The sequence below is a fragment of the candidate division KSB1 bacterium genome, assembly GCA_034521575.1.
Lineage (GTDB): Bacteria > Zhuqueibacterota > Zhuqueibacteria > Residuimicrobiales > Krinioviventaceae > JAXHMJ01.
This window is the reverse complement of the sequence record JAXHMJ010000005.1, coordinates 294685-311043: the sequence shown is the minus strand read 5'-3', so window position 1 is coordinate 311043 and position 16359 is coordinate 294685. Positions and strand designations below refer to the sequence as shown.

Sequence of the window (16359 nt, the reverse complement as noted above, 5' to 3'; positions counted from 1 at the left end):
GTTTCATGTAGCTTTAATTCAAATGCAGCTTTGCCTAAAAAGGGCGTTCTCGGCGCTCTTGAAGGTTTTAATGTTACCGTCCCGATCTCGTATAAATGTTTTGACCAGGTATCTCCCGGTTATTTCTTCAAAAGGAGTACCATTTTTGATCCGCTGCATGACATCTTTTGCCTTTTGTTCCTCAGAAAAAATCATTGCGTATATATTGACTTTTTTCAACTGATAATATAGAGAATCTTTTTGCTGCTTGTAAAATGTATGCAGCATCTCATCCGTTGGCCCTGGAATTTGTGAGTCAATCACAGCGACATTATACAAGTATGCAATTTTATTTTGTAATACCGGATTAGCAGTCCGGGCATGAAAGATATTGTTTTCGAGTCCAAGTGTTTTAGCTTTTTTGACGATTTTATCGGTGCGAATCGCTTCCAGGATAAATCGTTTAATGTCCTCGTCCGTTGTATTATCGGCTGATTTTGGAATCAGAACATTGTTTAACAAACGGAAATATTCTTTCAAATCGATATTGCCTTCAGAATATGTCAAGATTGTAAAATTATTATGAGCAATAGCATTCGGCAAGGTGTCTTTATACATTTTTTCATAAAATTGGGGGTTCTTTGACCATTTGACAATTTGCTGTAAAGCTTTTTCGTTCCAGGTTAACCTGTTTTCATCAATCAATTTATTTTTATCATGCTCATATTCTTCCAACGTCTTGTTATAATAGGCGTTCTTTAATTTGTTTATTATTTCATTCTTAATGTCGTTAAAGGGTTTAACTTTGATTTTACCAATATTTGTCACCTTGACTATGTGAAATCCGTCATTCGCAATTAGAACACGAACATCACCGGCATCAAGTTTAAATATAACTCTATGGATTGGATTAGAAATGGCTTGTTCCCATCCGATATGCCGGGTATATCCACTGAATGATGTGGTATCCTGAGAGTACAATTTTGCCAATTTGCCAAAATCTTTTCCATTCTCAATTTCAGTTTTAATTTCCAATGCTTTTTGTTTAATTGATTTGATCTGTTGCTTTGTGGATTTTTCAGGTATGTTGAGAAAAATTTCCCGGTAGCCAACCTGTTTGTCCATCATATCATACACTTTTCTGGCGCTGTCTTTATTCGCGTATTTATTCACGTATTGCCTGGTGTAATATTCGTTTACAAGTTGCTCATTAATAATACGTCGAATGCTTTGAATCAATTCTTTATCTTTGTGTAATTCTTTTTCAAAAAAGTCGAATCGTTTCAGCTGATTCGTTACCATGGCATCAAGGGCGTCATGATAGGCTCTTGTCATATCCCGATATCTTTTATCATAAAACCAATCATATACATAATCCTGCAAATCCTTAAAGGTAATCGTATAATCATTATCAATTTTAGCCACGACATTCGAAGCTTTTCGGGGATGCTCTGCACAACTTGTCATGCAGACAGTAACGATGCCAATCAACAGAAAAAATAATAAATTATATAACCTCATAGCCTGCCTTTCGATGAATGTGTAAAAATATTATATCATACCAGCAATATACTTTTTTGATATATTATATCCCCTAAAGCAGTTAGCAAGAAACCAAATATACAATATTTAAAAATCATGACAAACAATTTTATGATTCAAGTTTAAAAATACGTGCTAAAATCGACACGTCAGGAACAATCTGATTTAATAAACCAAACCCTGATAGTAAAATATCAGGGTTTGGTTAAAGTACAAGCAATTTCTGTTAAAGTTCCGACTTTTTATTTTACCAGGAGCATTTTCTTTGTCTGTGAAAAATCTTCAGTCTGCAGTGAATAGAAATAAACACCACTGGTCAGATTTGAAGCATTAAATGTCACTTTGTGCATGTGGTTAGCCGTTTTATAACCATCTACCAAAGTAGCGATTTCTTGACCCAGAGTGTTATAAACTGTTAGCGTCACATTGCCTGAAGTCGGAATTGAATATTTAATCTCTGTTGTCGGGTTGAACGGGTTTGGATAATTTTGCTGGAGATCGAAAGCTTCCGGTACATTCATTTCCTCAACACCAACAGTTGTCGTGCCGGAATTCAAAGCTTCATGAATCGCGGCGTATTCAGCGGATCTTTGAGCATTCCAGGCAGCTTTTTCATCCGGGAACCAGTTCAAGTCACCAACCGGGAAACCACCCGTAGCGCCTGAAAGCAAATTCGTGTCATCATAAGAAAGATCCACAGGAATCGGCCAATCCGGATAAATGTAATAATCCTCACCCACATTGACCAGGCGCCAGGCATCCATAACAGCGGTACCCGCGGTATCTGCAGATGCAATACTGTATTCTTTTAATGCATCAACCTGATCAGTCAAGAGATCTGCAGGATCGGTAAAATTGGGAAGAACATCCATATAATTCGTGCCCAATGTCAGATAAGGATATTCAGCATCGTTATCGAACATTTGCTGGGTTCGTTCATTCATGACAATCTGCTGGTCTTTCCAGTCACTGATTCCATTAACTTCATCCGCGCTCAGTGTCGATGCGATATCCGAGAGCCGGTCATCCCAGTACACCACATTTCCTTCAAACAGGTATTTTCTCGGATAATCCACGCTATCCGGCAATTCAATCACATTAACAAGACCCATGGGAAGTCCATCAGGATCCTGCTCACCGGCGTCGATTTCAGGTACACCATGATAAGCCTGCACATTGCTGTTCACAAAGATGTTGTTGGTCGTGCTAAAATCACCCTGGTATCCCAAATCGAGGAATACATACCCGCTGATGTTAATGAAGGTACTATGGTTAATCATCACTCGGTTAAACCGGTATTGACGGAACTTGTACATGTAGCCCTGAGCCATAACGTGTGGCTGGGATTTTCAACCAAAAGAGTGTCTTCAGTATTAAATACATCCATGACACCACCATTACGGCGGCACGGCTGACCAACCATATTGACAAAATAACTGTCTTTGATTTTGAACGAGACATCTTTGGAACCGGTATTCATAAATACCCATCGTGTACGCTCAAACATACAATTTTCAATATCCAGAGTAACACCATCGGCTCCGGGGCCAGAAAAGCTCCAGCCCAAGTCGGCTTTTGCTGATGCGGGAACAATGTTAATATTCTTGAGGGTCAAATCATAAGGATGAGATATGGAACCCGTATTTGAACCACCCTCCCATGCAGCGCCGCATACAAGTGGAGGAGCAGCAGCAGCATCGTCATTTTGCACCAATCTCGTATCATCTTCTCCGACGATAACAGTGGGCATTTGTGTGGTCGGGCTGTTGACAAGCGGATAATAGCCGTTTGTTTTCAGCATATAAACACGGCCCTCGGGAGCATCAGTATCCAGAGTCAGCGCCTGATATAAAGAGTTCTGTTCTTCTCCCATATCAAAGAAATCTTTAATGACCAGCGTATCTCCGCGCACTTGATCGACAAAGTCGTCCAAAGTTTGTGAAAAAACCAAAGAGGTCATTAACAGAAGAAGCATGGGTAAAATAAACTGTAACTTTCTCATAGTGTAGCTCCTCAAATTTTTTTAAGATTAGTTTACAAAAATTTTTTAAAACCCTTTTTTCTTTTGTCTGCCTCCTTTCCTGTTCAATAAATGTTCTCATTCAACCCTTATGATTGGCAGTTTTTCTTGAATTATCCTCCTCCTTTCTGATTTTGTGTATGTATAGAATTTTTAAACAAGCCGCATGGATTAGATTGTTTTGGACGATTCTCAATGAGAAGCAGATTTGCGATCCTTTGTTGTATAATCCATGCAGCGAAATATTAGATACTTTAAAAATTATATCTTAAATTGAGTTCAAAAATTCTGGGTGAATAGGCAATTGATGTCTGGTTGTCTTTAATGTTTCCGTCAACCGTTCTTCTAAATCTTCGATATTCGTAAAGCGGATTATGAAAGACATTTACACCGTTTAAAGCCACACTCAAACCGTCCAGAAATGGCAATTTTTGCTTGAGAGTAAAATCCCATCTGTAAAAATTCCCGGTAAACGCATCTTCCTCGGGTCTTGCCCCCACACTGGTAATCACATCGCCCTGCATTCTAAACGAAATACGCCCGCTAAAATCTTTATAATCCGCTCCAAGGACAACATTCAGATTATGATTACCCTGGTGCAGCAGCCTTGCAGTACGGGCTGTATCTCTGGTGATATATTTATGTTTCAGGAATCTGGGATTGTCCGGATCTTTATAGGTGGAATCAATATTCCTTAATTGCTGATAATCCATTTCAGACCATGATCGGGTGTAATTGATATTCAGTACCATCGAATTCAGTGGTTTTGGCAAATACCAGAAATTTGTCTGCCATTCCACCTCCAGACCGCGGACATGGGCAGGGTTTGGATTATTAATATAGGTGGTTACGGTCTGTGATCCAGTCGGCGACTGAGCACCCAAAGTATCCCAGACATCATCTCCCGGAAATGATGCATCATAATGATTCAGGTTCGGATAAAAAATACCGGTTTGAAAGAATGTGTTATCGATTTTTTTATAAAACCCTCCTAATGTAAACAGACCGATCTCATTATTATAAACAGACCAATAGGCGTCATAGTTTGCGGATCTTGCCGGTTTTAGTTTTGGATTTCCAGCCAAGGCATAGCCGCCCGGCTCAAAATAAATGCTTGGCATAATGGCGCGATAATCCGGACGGGAAATGCCCTCAGTATAAGCAAGTCTGATATCAGACCAATCGGTAACCTTGTAACGAATATGGAAATTGGGGAAAATGTCCTCGTCGTTACGATCAACCGTATTGAGTGTATCAAATATAGCGCCGTCTCCATACACAGAGTGTGTACAATAAACAAAATTGGCATTATAATCCATATTATAATGTTCATATCGCAATCCGCCAATCAGTGTCAACCGGGGACCAATATTGAAATTGCCCATGAAATAACCGGCTGAAAAGGTTTCAGAGCCGCTAAAATCATCTCGTTCCGAATAGGGCATATGTCTTGCAGGAGTCCAGCCTTTGATAGAGGTCTTCATATAATCATCCATCAAATCCCGATCATATGCGAATTTAAACTCGTGTTCTCCCTCTAAAAAGTATTCCCCTCGTTTGTAATCAGGGTCCCGCAAATCCGTATACATAACAGGATTAGTAGGTGAGAGATTCGGGTGGTCCGGGAAAAAATCAGAAGTCGCGTTATAATAATCAGTATCATAAGACCCGCTAAAATAAGATTCAACATCGTTCGTACGCTCGGATGTTTTTATTTTCCCGCCGAATTTAAACTCGGATTGAATATTGTCAGAGATGGCGACCGGCAGGGTAAAATCCAGAGTATAATTGTATAAATGCTGTTCGAATTCTTCATCCCGAGCGACAACCCAGCCTTGTATCGTGGCGTTATTGGCATCAGTCTCGTCTTTGGGTATGTCCAAGGCATCTTCAATGGTAAAAAACCGTCGTTCATTTAAAAATTGTATCCTGTTTCCTTCATCATCATAGCCATAGGGATGGGAATTCGTATTCTGAAAGCTCATGAATTGCCCCACATCTCCATAGCGAATATCGGTCGCTTTATTTGTAGAAGAGTGTGAAGCTGAAAGTCGTGTGTTCAAGTTGCCGAAATTATATTCCGCCTGTAACGCGTTAATCATTAAATCTTTTTTATACTTATCCCGGGTTATGGCATATTCTGCCAGTGTTTCATTAAAGGCATAAATAGTTCTGAATGCAGTATTATCACTCACATTGTTTGCAATCGTATTTTGAAGAACGATTTTACCGTCAGGTAATTTATAATCCAGAATAAGACTTCCGCCGCGATCATTGTTCACATTCCATTGATCATTAAGCGTAATAGAATTCATCATATAAGGTGCTTCTCCGTAGGGCAGATCCTGCGCAATTTCCCAATCAGAGCCAACCCGATCTTGTCCTCCGTCAAAACGTGTGGCATTTCCCTGAAGAAAAACACCCAATTTGTCGTCCAGGAACCGGTTGCTGATGCTGGCCCAGGCTTTATAATTATCGTAGGTTCTATCCTGAGTATTCAAAGCGCCTTGTGTAAAGACATCAAAGTGCAAACCGGAAGGGGCTTCTCTTAACCTCAAGTTAATAACACCACCGATTGTATTGGCATCCATATCCGGTGTTATAGCTTTGGTCACTTCAATGCCTGATAAAAGATTTGATGAAATAAACCCCAGGTTCGTCGAACGGTCTTCCATGTCAGTAGAAGGAAGTTCTATACCATTTATTAATACCTGGTTAAGTTTAGATTCGACACCGCGGATAACAACTTTATCCCCTTCCATTAATGATACTCCCGGCAATCTGCTTAGAGCTTCAGCAGCACTTGCGTCAGGGAGTTCATGAATTTTAGTGGATGATACGACATTCTTAATGGCGTCAGCCCTGATTTGCTGATTGATTGCCTCTCTCTGACCTCTGGCCTGGGCAGTAATTGTAATTTCTTCACCTTCTACGGCAACAGCTTTTAGCAGTATATCTTTGGTTACGCTACCGCTCTCAGGAACATCCACACTAATCTCTGTGCTTTCATAACCGATATACGAGACTAACAGGGTCTGTTCTCCAGAGGGTGCGTTAGTAATAGTATAGAATCCATTAAAATCGGCTGCTGCTCCGAAGTTGGTGCCTTGTATTACAACATTTGCAGCAGGCAGTGCTTCACCGGTGATGTTGTCGATAACCTGACCTTTGATGGTTGCTTTTGCTATTAATGGTTGTGCCTGGCCTGTCAGGAGTACACAGACAAATCCCACGAGCAAAAGCGCTCGAGTACCGGGTAGAGGACCATTATGATCCATATCCGATCTAAAAAGCGGCATAAAACAGTTTAGCAGTTTTCTCATGAGCGGAATCCTTTATTTTTGTTTAAAAGTAAATTATAGTCCATTGCTTATTCTAAAAAATTACGAGTCCGATATGAATATTTATAGTAACGGTCTGCACAATAATGATGGTGCAGGGATTAATTTTAATAATAATTACAGTGAATGTTTTGAATTTTATCAAAGAATTTCATATATTGAATCGTTTCATACAATATCAGCACCTTTCAATAATACGAAAATTTGCTCCAAAAAGTCAAGTAAAAAAAGTAAAAACGTAAATAAATGTAAAAAAATGTCAAAAAAATAAATCAAATTATTAAATCCAATACCTTGCATCAGCTGGTAATTCACAGAAATTCATTCCTGATAGCTTAAAGTGGCTGCTTATGAAAAGAGTTATTCTGCTTTTAGAAACATCTCGTGCCTTTGGCAGAGAGTTGATTATTGGCATTGCTCGTTACTCAAGAATGCACGGTCCCTGGTCCTTCTATAAAGAACCCATCGATCTCAAGTCGTCCATTCCGCATTTAACGAGTTGGAAGCCTGATGGAATTATTATGCGCGATTCTTTAATCACAGACGAATTATTGAAATTAAATATATCTACCATTCTTGCTGTGCATGATTCCAATTATCCCCCAAAATTACCTGTTATAAGCACAGATTCTGATTCTATTGCAAAAATGGCAAGCAGTCATTTAATTGAAAAAGGATTGACAAATTATGCCTTTTGTGGTTTTGATAATTACAAGTGGTCAGAGGGGCGCAAGTTACATTTTAACAAGTATATTAATAAAGCCGGTTTCAAGGTGTTTAATTATCGTTCTCTTAGAAATAATACAAAGAATGATTGGGACATAGAACAGGAACATGTAGCCGACTGGATTCGATCTTTGCCTAAACCCGTTGGTATTTTTACATGTAATGATGACCGTGGGCAGCATGTACTGGAAGTATGCAAGATGATGAAAATTAAAGTGCCTGAAGAAGTTCTTGTTATCGGGGTAGATAATGATCCCCTGGTTTGTGATATTGGTGACCCTCCACTTACAAGTATTGCACTAAATATTCAATCTGCCGGCTATCAGGCTGCTGGTTTGATGGATGAAATGATAAATAGTGGTAAAATTATCAGGAAAAAAATTATAGTATCTCCTACACATGTTGTACAAAGGCAGTCGTCAGATATTCTTGCGGTAAATGATCCGGAAGTAGCCCGTGCAATAGCCTTTATCAGAAAAAATGCAAAGAATAAACTTTTTGTAAAAGATGTTGTCAAAACAACCTGTCTTAGCAGGAGAACATTGGAGAGGAGATTTAAAGAGTCAATTCACAGAACCATATATAGTGAAATTCGTAGAATGCGCATTGAATTGATTGCAAAAATGTTAATTGAAACTGATCTGCCCGTCTCTCAAATTTCTTCAATTTTTGATTTTACTGATTTGGAGCATATTTCCCGCTATTTTAAAATTGAAAAAGGTTTGAGTTTGAGAGAATTTCGCAAACGTTATCAACCCCGCTGATTTGCTTTTCCCTGACGCTATTTGGTTAATATTTTATTTAAAGTGGCTTTTTTTTTAATATTTATAGTTATACATTTCAAAAGGTTGCAAATCTTACTTGAGCCTTATTATTTAATTTTTTGGTTTTTGCAGTATAATCCAGTTTTTCATGTTGGAGAAAAAATATGCAATATTTACAGGATTTTTTTAGATTTATATTATATCTTGAGTATGGACAATTTAATTTTATTGACATCTGTATGAATCCTGATATTCGGGGGTGTTCATTCGGATCTATTGTTAACAAAAATTGCCAATTATTTTGCAAGCCCGTTTTTTTGTTTAGTCCTGAGCTTAAAATTAATCACTCTACTCATCTGATTCAGAAATTGAAACGGCTTTAGCTGCTGGCACTGGTCAGCTTATATTTCTATGCTTTTAATTGAGGAGCGAGATATGATAATAAAACTTGACTTTATATTTGGGATCATATTGATCGCATGTATGAATGTATTCTCACAGATCGATCCGGGAGATGAGAATTTAACTCATTCCTGGACATTTGATGATGGCACCGCTACAGATATGGTTGGTGCAGAGGGAAACACAATGGGATCAGCCCAAATTTTACAAGGTGCCCTTAATACAACTGAATCGGACTCTTGGCTGTCTTTGCCTGCTGATTCGATTGCAATTAACACTTATGCTGAGGTTACAATTGAGACCTGGTTTCAATCTGTTCCGAATGGGAATACCGGATTTACTATGCTGGTATCGTTTGGGAACACACAAAATACATTTGGTACCGATTATTTTTTTATGACAGCTGCACGTGCAGATGACGTCAGTCGCACGGCCATTTCTTGTGGAGATGCGAATACTCCCTGGAGCAGTGAAACCGGGGCAAATGGTGTTGAATACGATGATGGTACGGTGCATCACATGGTGAGTACACTTGATTCGACGAGTATTACTTTATATATCGATGGAGAGTTGCAAACGACTACGCCTCTGGATTCCAATAATCGCATTTCAGAGATCAGTCCCCTTTATGCTTATTTGGCAAAAAGTTTGTATGATAGCGATCCAACCTGGAGAGGCTATATACACGAGTTTAATATCTATAACAAGGCGTTAACAGCGGATAATGTCCTTTATCTTTTTGAAAATGGAAAGAACACTTTTCATTGGGTTGGAGAGGAAGCCTTAAAACCCGTTGTTGTCGAGGCGGAATCTGGCAATATGGGGAGTGATTTCAGTGTATTGCAGGATGATAGTGTTGGTTATGTGATGATAGAATCCAATGCCACTGCTTTCAATCCAGTCAGTGGCGCCCGTATGATTTCCTATGAGGTTACGTTTCCGGACACAGGAACCTATGATTTGTTTGCTCGATTGCGTGTTGGACCGAACACTGATGATGATGACAGTTTTTTCTACGGCAACGGATTTGGAGAAAAGGACAGTTCAGAGAATGCGGACTGGATATTTATCAATGGTCTGGCTACGGCGGGATTTTCGGAACCGAATGATGTGGTGCGTGATCCTGGGGGCCTGGGTGCCGGGATGTGGAAATGGGTCAATCTTTCCCGGAATGCCTATCAAGGGGATACGAGTATTGCGTTCACTGTTGTTAATGACAGTTTAACACAAACATTTCAGATTGGCGCACGGGAAGACGGTTTGGATATTGACAAGCTGGCGTTCGGAAAGTCGTACTTGTATTATACAGTCGAAAATCTGGACAACAGGGAAATAGGGTCCGCAGAGATTCCGGCTGAGATGTGTGGCAAGGTCCGCCTTTGGCTTCCGATCAGCCAAAATTTGTCGGGAATGTTTACAGTTCCCCTCAGGTGGCTAATTTTGAATCCTACTGGAACCAGGTAACGCCTGAGAATGCGGGTAAATGGGGGAGTGTTGAAGGTAACCGTGACAATATGAATTGGAGCGGCCTGGATGCCGCTTATAATCTTGCAAAGGATAATGATTTTCCATTCCATTTTCACGTTCTTGTTTGGGGAGCACAGCAGCCGAACTGGCTGGATTCTCTGTCCTCCGAAGAGCAGCTTGCGGAGATACGGGAATGGTTTGAAGCGGTGGCGGAGCGGTATGATGACATTGATTATTTAGAGGTTGTCAATGAACCATTGCCGGGTCATAATCCCCCTGACGGCACCAGCGGGCGTGCGAATTACAAAGCTGCTTTGGGAGGAAATGGAGATACGGGTTGGGATTGGGTGGTCAATGCATTCAAGCTGGCTCGAGAGGTTTTTCCATCTACAACAGAACTGATGATCAATGATTTTGGCATAATCAATAGCACAAGCAGTACGGCCCAATATCTGAGTCTTGTAAGATTACTTCAAAGAGAAGAATTGGTTGATATTATAGGTGTTCAGGGGCACGCTTTTTCGACCAATGCATCAACGGTCATTATGAAACGGAATCTTGATTCTTTAGCAACGACAGGATTGCCTGTTCAAGTTACAGAGTTGGATATTGATGGCCCATCCGATGCCATACAACTTTCAAGTTATCAGCGCATTTTTCCGGCTCTTTATGAACATCCAGGAGTCGAAGGAATTACCTTGTGGGGCTGGAGACGTGGATTGTGGCGCGATGATCAGGGTGCTTACCTGCTTAATCAAGATGGCACGGAGCGTCCTGCATTGGAATGGATGCGGCACTATTTGGATAGTTTGGATTTAGCAACTGTTACAGTTGAAAAAGTTGCAGAGGTACCTGTGGAATTCAATCTGTATAATAATTATCCCAATCCGTTTAATATGGAAACACGAATCGGATATCAATTATCGGTTGATGGCCAGGTGAGCATAAAAATATATAATATGCTTGGCCAGGAGATCTTTACGCTACTGGATGAATTTAAATCTTCCGGATATCATGAAATGAGGTGGAACGCGGAAAACCTGAGTACAGGAATTTATTTTTATAACATTCAGGTTGTTAGCAAGAGTGGAGAACTTTTTACAGATATGAAAAAATGTATACTTTTAAAGTGAATTTAATTGAATAGATTTCAATATTTTGGCCGTAAGTTCGATTAGTGCTATGCACTGAATGATGCCAGAAATACTGTTGCACTTGTTACTTGAACTCAGAAATAAACCAGGAGAAGAAAATGAAATTTATCAAGTGTTTGTTTTTGGTAGTATTCGCATTGGCTACAGGTTTACTGAATGCTGAGGATAGCCAAAATAAAAAAACAAATCGGATTGTTGTGAATGCTGATCTTGGTAAAGAAACTATCAGCAAATTTATTTATGGTCATTTTGCCGAACATTTGGGTCGATGTATTTATGGTGGGATTTATGTTGGGGAAGATTCTGATATTCCAAATACACGCGGTATTAGGAATGATGTTGTAGAAGCGCTTAAGGAAATTGGTCCCAGCGTTGTGCGGTGGCCAGGCGGATGTTTTGCGGACACATATCACTGGAAAGACGGTATCGGGCCAAAGGAGGAACGACCTTCCATCGTGAATACGCATTGGGGTGGTGTAACCGAGGATAACAGTTTTGGAACGCACGAATTTTTGGATTTTTGCGAACTGATCGGTGCCGAGCCGTTCATTTGTGTGAATGTGGGCAGCGGGACGGTTCAGGAAGCCGCGGATTGGGTGGAATATGTAAATTCCGATGCAAAAAGTCCAATGACGGAATTGCGAAAGCAAAACGGAAGAGCAGAGCCCTGGAATGTGAAATACTGGGCAGTCGGTAATGAGAGCTGGGGCTGCGGCGGCCATATGACTCCGGATTATTATGCGGATTTGTATAAAAGATTTTCCACATATATGCGTTCCGGGCGTCCGTTTCGGGTCGCCAGCGGCGGAACAGATCCGGATTTTGAATGGACGGAAACCATTCTAAAAAAGACACAAAATTATACAAATTTAATTCAGGGATACTCTTTTCATTACTATACGTTTTGTCATGGCTGGGATGACAAAAGTTCCGCCACACAGTTCGATGAAAACGACTGGTTCTATACCATGAAAAATACGTTGATCATGGAAGAGCGTCTTGAAAAACACATTGCATTAATGGATGAATATGATCCGGAAAATAAAATCGGCATCATGGCAGATGAATGGGGAAACTGGTTCGATGTTGAGCCGGGAACGAATCCGGGCTTTTTGTATCAACAGAACACGCTGCGCGATGCTGTAACCGCCGCTCTTTATCTTAATATTTATAACAACCACGCCAGACGGATCAAGATGGCAAATATTGCCCAGATGATCAATGTTCTGCAGGCCATGCTGCTCACCAAAGAGGAACAGATCGTAAAAACTCCGACTTTTTACGTTTTCAAAATGTACAAAGTGCATCATGATGCCACGCTTTTACCGATTGATGTGGTTTGCAAAGATTATTCATACGACGGTATGTCCTTGCCGAGCATAAGCGCCTCCGCTTCCAAAGATCAAAACGGAGTTATCCACATATCTCTTTGCAACATAGATCTGCACAATGACAGAAGCATAGAGATTGATTTGCGAGGTTCGAATCAATGGTCCGATTTCGCCGGTGAGATTATCGCGGCGCCGAATAAAAATGATTATAATGATTTTGGAAAACCCGAAAAAGTGAATATTCAGGAGTTCTCGTCTTTTAGCGTGCAAAATAATGTACTTAAAGTTGACTTGCCGGCAAAGTCCGTTGTGACCATTGCGCTAAAGAACTAACTTTCGAATTAGAGTCAAAATTGATCTGATTATCCCCGAGCTTACAGCGAGATGAATGTGATTTATTTTTGCATCAAGCGTTTTCAGATCAAACCATCAAGGGAGACCCACACATGAAGAATTTTTATGTTTTTCTACTATTGGCGATTTTCATAACCTACGGAATTTGTCCTGTTCCAATGAATGCTGCTGATTCCGGCGCGGTCGAAGACTTTAAACCTGCCTCTACCAATCAGCCGGGTAAGGAATTTCCCAAAGTTAATTCTGAAGGCCGGGTGCGTGCCAGAATTTTGGCGCCGGAAGCCAGGCGAGTTCAATTGGATATCAGTGCTGTCAAATACGACCTGACTCAGGATGAAAATGGCGTCTGGATCGGGGACTCGAATCCGCAGGACGAAGGGTTTCACTACTATCAGCTTTGGATTGACGGGGCCGCGGTTCCCGATCCCAACAGCTTGTACTTTTATGGCGCCATGCGCTGGGGCAGCGGCATTGAAATTCCGGCCCATGATCAGGAATTTTACGCCCTCAAGAATGTGCCGCACGGTCAAATTCGAAAGATTCTTTTTTACTCGGAAAGCACCGATACTGTACGCCGAGCTTTTGTCTACACCCCGCCTGGTTATGACCAGGATCTGACCAAACGATATCCGGTATTGTACCTGCAGCACGGCTGGGGTGAGAATGAAACCAGCTGGCCCAATCAGGGCAAAGTTAATCTCATTATGGATAACTTGATCGCGGAGGACAAGGCCAATCCTTTTATCATTGTCATGGCCTATGGCATGACGAATGAAGTCAAGATGGGTGGTTTGCGAAATTTCGATATCAAACCGTTTCAAACGGTTCTCATCGACGAGTTGATACCGTATATTGATTCGAATTTCCGCACGCTTGCCGATCAGTCCCATCGCGCTATGGCTGGTCTTTCGATGGGCGGCTTTGAAACCCGATTAATCACTTTGAAAAATCTCGATCTTTTCTCCCATATCGGTCTGTTCAGTGGCGGAAGTATCAGTCCGGAGGATGTCGAAAATACGCCGGATTTTAAAGAAAAAGTCAAACTCGTATTTGTCAGCTATGGCAGCCGTGAACTGGACCGCGGACGCGGCTGGGGAGGCGATCCCCGGGAAAATACCAAAGCGATCAAGGACGCAGGTATTAATGCGCATTTCTATGTATCTCCGAATACGGCTCATGAATGGCAAAGCTGGCGGCGCAGTCTGAACGAATTGGCGCCGCTTTTGTTTCAGGATTAAGTTTATGACTTTTATTTATCAGTCATTTAATCTATGTGAATGAATCGTTTTATCTTTGATCAGAACGGAAATATATAGAGATCGAGGTTATCGAAACGCCGCAATGGGCTCCGGGAGCGGTCTGCGATCCTGAGCGAGGCAACAGCGGTTCGATATCGGTGACGATCAAAAAAATGAACGCTCTCTCATCATCCTCCTCTCATCAGCCGGGGCGTGACACGGCCTATGCCGTGGACAACCCCAGCGGTACCTGGTGGCAACCCGCCCCGGCAGATTTTCAACCGGTTTTGACGATTGAGCTTTCACCGGATACACGTTTTGATGTGGCGCAGTTGTTCACCGTCGATGGTGTCCGTCTGATGTCCAACGGCGGACGCCGGAGAGGGTGGCGGTCTCAGGTGATGAATCTTTGAATTTTGTTTATCAATACAAGAACGATATGTTCACAGACGGTGAGACGTACAGGACGGCGCTTGATCAAATAAAAAATACCGTTCTGTGTCATATGATTTTTGAGGACATAACTCCGGTAAGGTGTCGTTTTGTCAGACTGACTTTGACGGATTGGCCAAAGCATATTCCATCGGGATTGCTGTAATTTTCCGTTTTCGGCTCATCCGCCGGATATTATCCTGCCAAAGTGCCGATTTTTTTATTCCATTGGATAATAATAAGAGTATATAATGAGCCGAGTTTATGTTTTATTGTTTTAAATATTCGACAGATGAACCTGAAAGTTGTACTCTAAAATGATCATTAATGACGGTGCCTATCAGCAAGCCCGGCTCAGCATGCACGTCCATATGTTAAACCGTCACATATTGTGGAGAATTAATTGTCATGTATTATAAATTATGGTTATTTTTATCAATCTTGATGGCCTCTGCCTGTTTTGCACAGGTCAACTCAAATACTGGAACATTGTCAGAGGATCATACGACACATACTTTCCGATATACAAATCCAATTACCAGGAACACATCCATCTCAATGCGCGATTATTGTATTATTAAAGTAGGAGAAAAGTGGTATTGCACGGGAACATCCAGGCCTGTTTGGACTGGACCCAATCCGGGAGTACGGCTGTTGGTTTCTGATGATTTGTTACACTGGGAGCACCATTCCTGGTTGATCGATGCGGGTAAACTACCGGAAGATTGTCCTTACAACGGTCGTTTCTGGGCCCCTGAGATTCACTATATACAAAACAAATATTGGCTGACGATCAATAGCGGCAAAGTCACCGAACAAGACCCCAAAGGCATGAGTGCGCACAGTGTTTGGCTTTTTTCGTCCGATGAGGTCACCGGTCCTTATATACTGGTAAACGGACCGTTGACGGGTCAATACAATAACGACGCGACCCTTTTTAAAGACGACGATGGACAGGTTTATTTTTATTGCAGCGGTAATGGTCTTTTTCAGGCAAAAATAGATTTAAAAACCGGAACACTGACAACGCCTATTGATAAGTTTCTTGACAAACGTGAACCCGGTTATCCCGAGTGGATGATGGGAGGAATAGAAGGGCCTTTTGTCATAAAACGCGATGATACCTACTTTATGTTCTTTTCAACCTGGACCCGAGGATATGAGGTGGGCTTGCTGAAATCCAAAAAACCGCTTGGTCCCTGGGAACTGGTATCACGGGAACCGATCTTTGGCACCCGAAAAAAAGGATATCGTCGTGAATTGGCCATGAGTGGGGGATATGATCATTTAAAGTTTGAGGACACGGAAGACCCTTATTGTGAAACCGGGCATAATGCCTTGTTCGAAGGACCGGATGGCCAAATTTGGAGTTCCTGTCATTACATGATGTATGAAAAACGGCCTTATCCGTACAGTCAAACCTTTAAATCATGGGAATTAACCCCTCAAATGGGATATGAACCGGTGTACTATAAAAATGGCAGACTTTATATCGACGGCCCCAGATGGACAGAACAAATTGTTGAATATTAAAGATATGAGCAGACAAAATTTTCTATATCCTAAATATTCTGTAATTGTAGCATGAAAAATGGCTTGTCCATATCAA

Annotated in this window: 11 protein-coding genes; 7 read left to right on the top strand and 4 right to left on the bottom strand. The window is 41.2% G+C overall.

The features are described from left to right. Positions 1-18 precede the first annotated feature (18 nt). From U5R06_14120 to U5R06_14105, 4 genes are all read right to left on the bottom strand, one after another. A complete protein-coding gene (locus tag U5R06_14120; GenBank protein ID MDZ7723903.1) occupies positions 19-1404 on the bottom strand; it encodes a peptidylprolyl isomerase in 1386 nt (461 codons plus the stop codon). Between the two features lie 359 nt (positions 1405-1763). Further along, positions 1764-2801 (bottom strand): T9SS type A sorting domain-containing protein, encoded by a 1038-nt coding sequence (locus U5R06_14115; protein MDZ7723902.1) that lies wholly within the window; start codon positions 2799-2801, stop codon positions 1764-1766. Next, the gene (locus U5R06_14110) at positions 2801-3523 is read right to left on the bottom strand and encodes a hypothetical protein (GenBank protein ID MDZ7723901.1); all 723 of its coding nucleotides are present in this window, start codon (positions 3521-3523) and stop codon (positions 2801-2803) included. The genes U5R06_14115 and U5R06_14110 overlap by 1 nt, the downstream gene beginning before the upstream one ends. A 272-nt stretch (positions 3524-3795) precedes the next feature. Further along, positions 3796-6864: a TonB-dependent receptor gene (locus U5R06_14105; protein MDZ7723900.1), complete on the bottom strand. Its 3069-nt coding sequence runs from the start codon at positions 6862-6864 to the stop codon at positions 3796-3798. 368 nt (positions 6865-7232) lie between these two features. Here U5R06_14105 and U5R06_14100 point away from each other — a divergent pair, with 368 nt between their 5' ends. The 7 genes from U5R06_14100 (at position 7233) to U5R06_14070 (ending at position 16283) form a co-directional block, all read left to right on the top strand. Next, on the top strand, positions 7233-8372 hold the full coding sequence (locus U5R06_14100; protein MDZ7723899.1) for a DNA-binding transcriptional regulator: 1140 nt from the start codon (positions 7233-7235) through the stop codon (positions 8370-8372). Between the two features lie 435 nt (positions 8373-8807). Further along, on the top strand, positions 8808-10238 hold the full coding sequence (locus U5R06_14095; protein MDZ7723898.1) for a LamG domain-containing protein: 1431 nt from the start codon (positions 8808-8810) through the stop codon (positions 10236-10238). Then, complete coding sequence (locus tag U5R06_14090) at positions 10205-11374, top strand: endo-1,4-beta-xylanase (protein ID MDZ7723897.1); 1170 nt, start codon at positions 10205-10207, stop codon at positions 11372-11374. The genes U5R06_14095 and U5R06_14090 overlap by 34 nt, the downstream gene beginning before the upstream one ends. Before the next feature lie 119 nt (positions 11375-11493). Next, on the top strand, positions 11494-13059 hold the full coding sequence (locus U5R06_14085) for an alpha-N-arabinofuranosidase (protein MDZ7723896.1): 1566 nt from the start codon (positions 11494-11496) through the stop codon (positions 13057-13059). 113 nt (positions 13060-13172) lie between these two features. Beyond that, complete coding sequence (locus U5R06_14080; protein MDZ7723895.1) at positions 13173-14318, top strand: alpha/beta hydrolase-fold protein; 1146 nt, start codon at positions 13173-13175, stop codon at positions 14316-14318. A 173-nt stretch (positions 14319-14491) separates the two neighbouring features. Further along, the gene (locus tag U5R06_14075) at positions 14492-14731 is read left to right on the top strand and encodes a hypothetical protein (GenBank protein ID MDZ7723894.1); all 240 of its coding nucleotides are present in this window, start codon (positions 14492-14494) and stop codon (positions 14729-14731) included. Positions 14732-15158: 427 nt separating this feature from the next. Further along, positions 15159-16283, top strand: coding sequence for a family 43 glycosylhydrolase (locus U5R06_14070; protein MDZ7723893.1), 1125 nt, complete (start codon positions 15159-15161; stop codon positions 16281-16283). Positions 16284-16359 lie beyond the last annotated feature (76 nt).

Coding starts and splice junctions, on each gene's coding strand:
- U5R06_14105 (MDZ7723900.1), bottom strand. CDS start 6,864: ATGAGAAAACTGCTAAACTGTTTTATGCCGCTTTTTAGATCGGATATG.
- U5R06_14110 (MDZ7723901.1), bottom strand. CDS start 3,523: ATGAGAAAGTTACAGTTTATTTTACCCATGCTTCTTCTGTTAATGACC.
- U5R06_14085 (MDZ7723896.1), top strand. CDS start 11,494: ATGAAATTTATCAAGTGTTTGTTTTTGGTAGTATTCGCATTGGCTACA.
- U5R06_14100 (MDZ7723899.1), top strand. CDS start 7,233: ATGAAAAGAGTTATTCTGCTTTTAGAAACATCTCGTGCCTTTGGCAGA.
- U5R06_14115 (MDZ7723902.1), bottom strand. CDS start 2,801: ATGATTAACCATAGTACCTTCATTAACATCAGCGGGTATGTATTCCTC.
- U5R06_14070 (MDZ7723893.1), top strand. CDS start 15,159: ATGTATTATAAATTATGGTTATTTTTATCAATCTTGATGGCCTCTGCC.
- U5R06_14080 (MDZ7723895.1), top strand. CDS start 13,173: ATGAAGAATTTTTATGTTTTTCTACTATTGGCGATTTTCATAACCTAC.
- U5R06_14075 (MDZ7723894.1), top strand. CDS start 14,492: ATGAACGCTCTCTCATCATCCTCCTCTCATCAGCCGGGGCGTGACACG.
- U5R06_14095 (MDZ7723898.1), top strand. CDS start 8,808: ATGATAATAAAACTTGACTTTATATTTGGGATCATATTGATCGCATGT.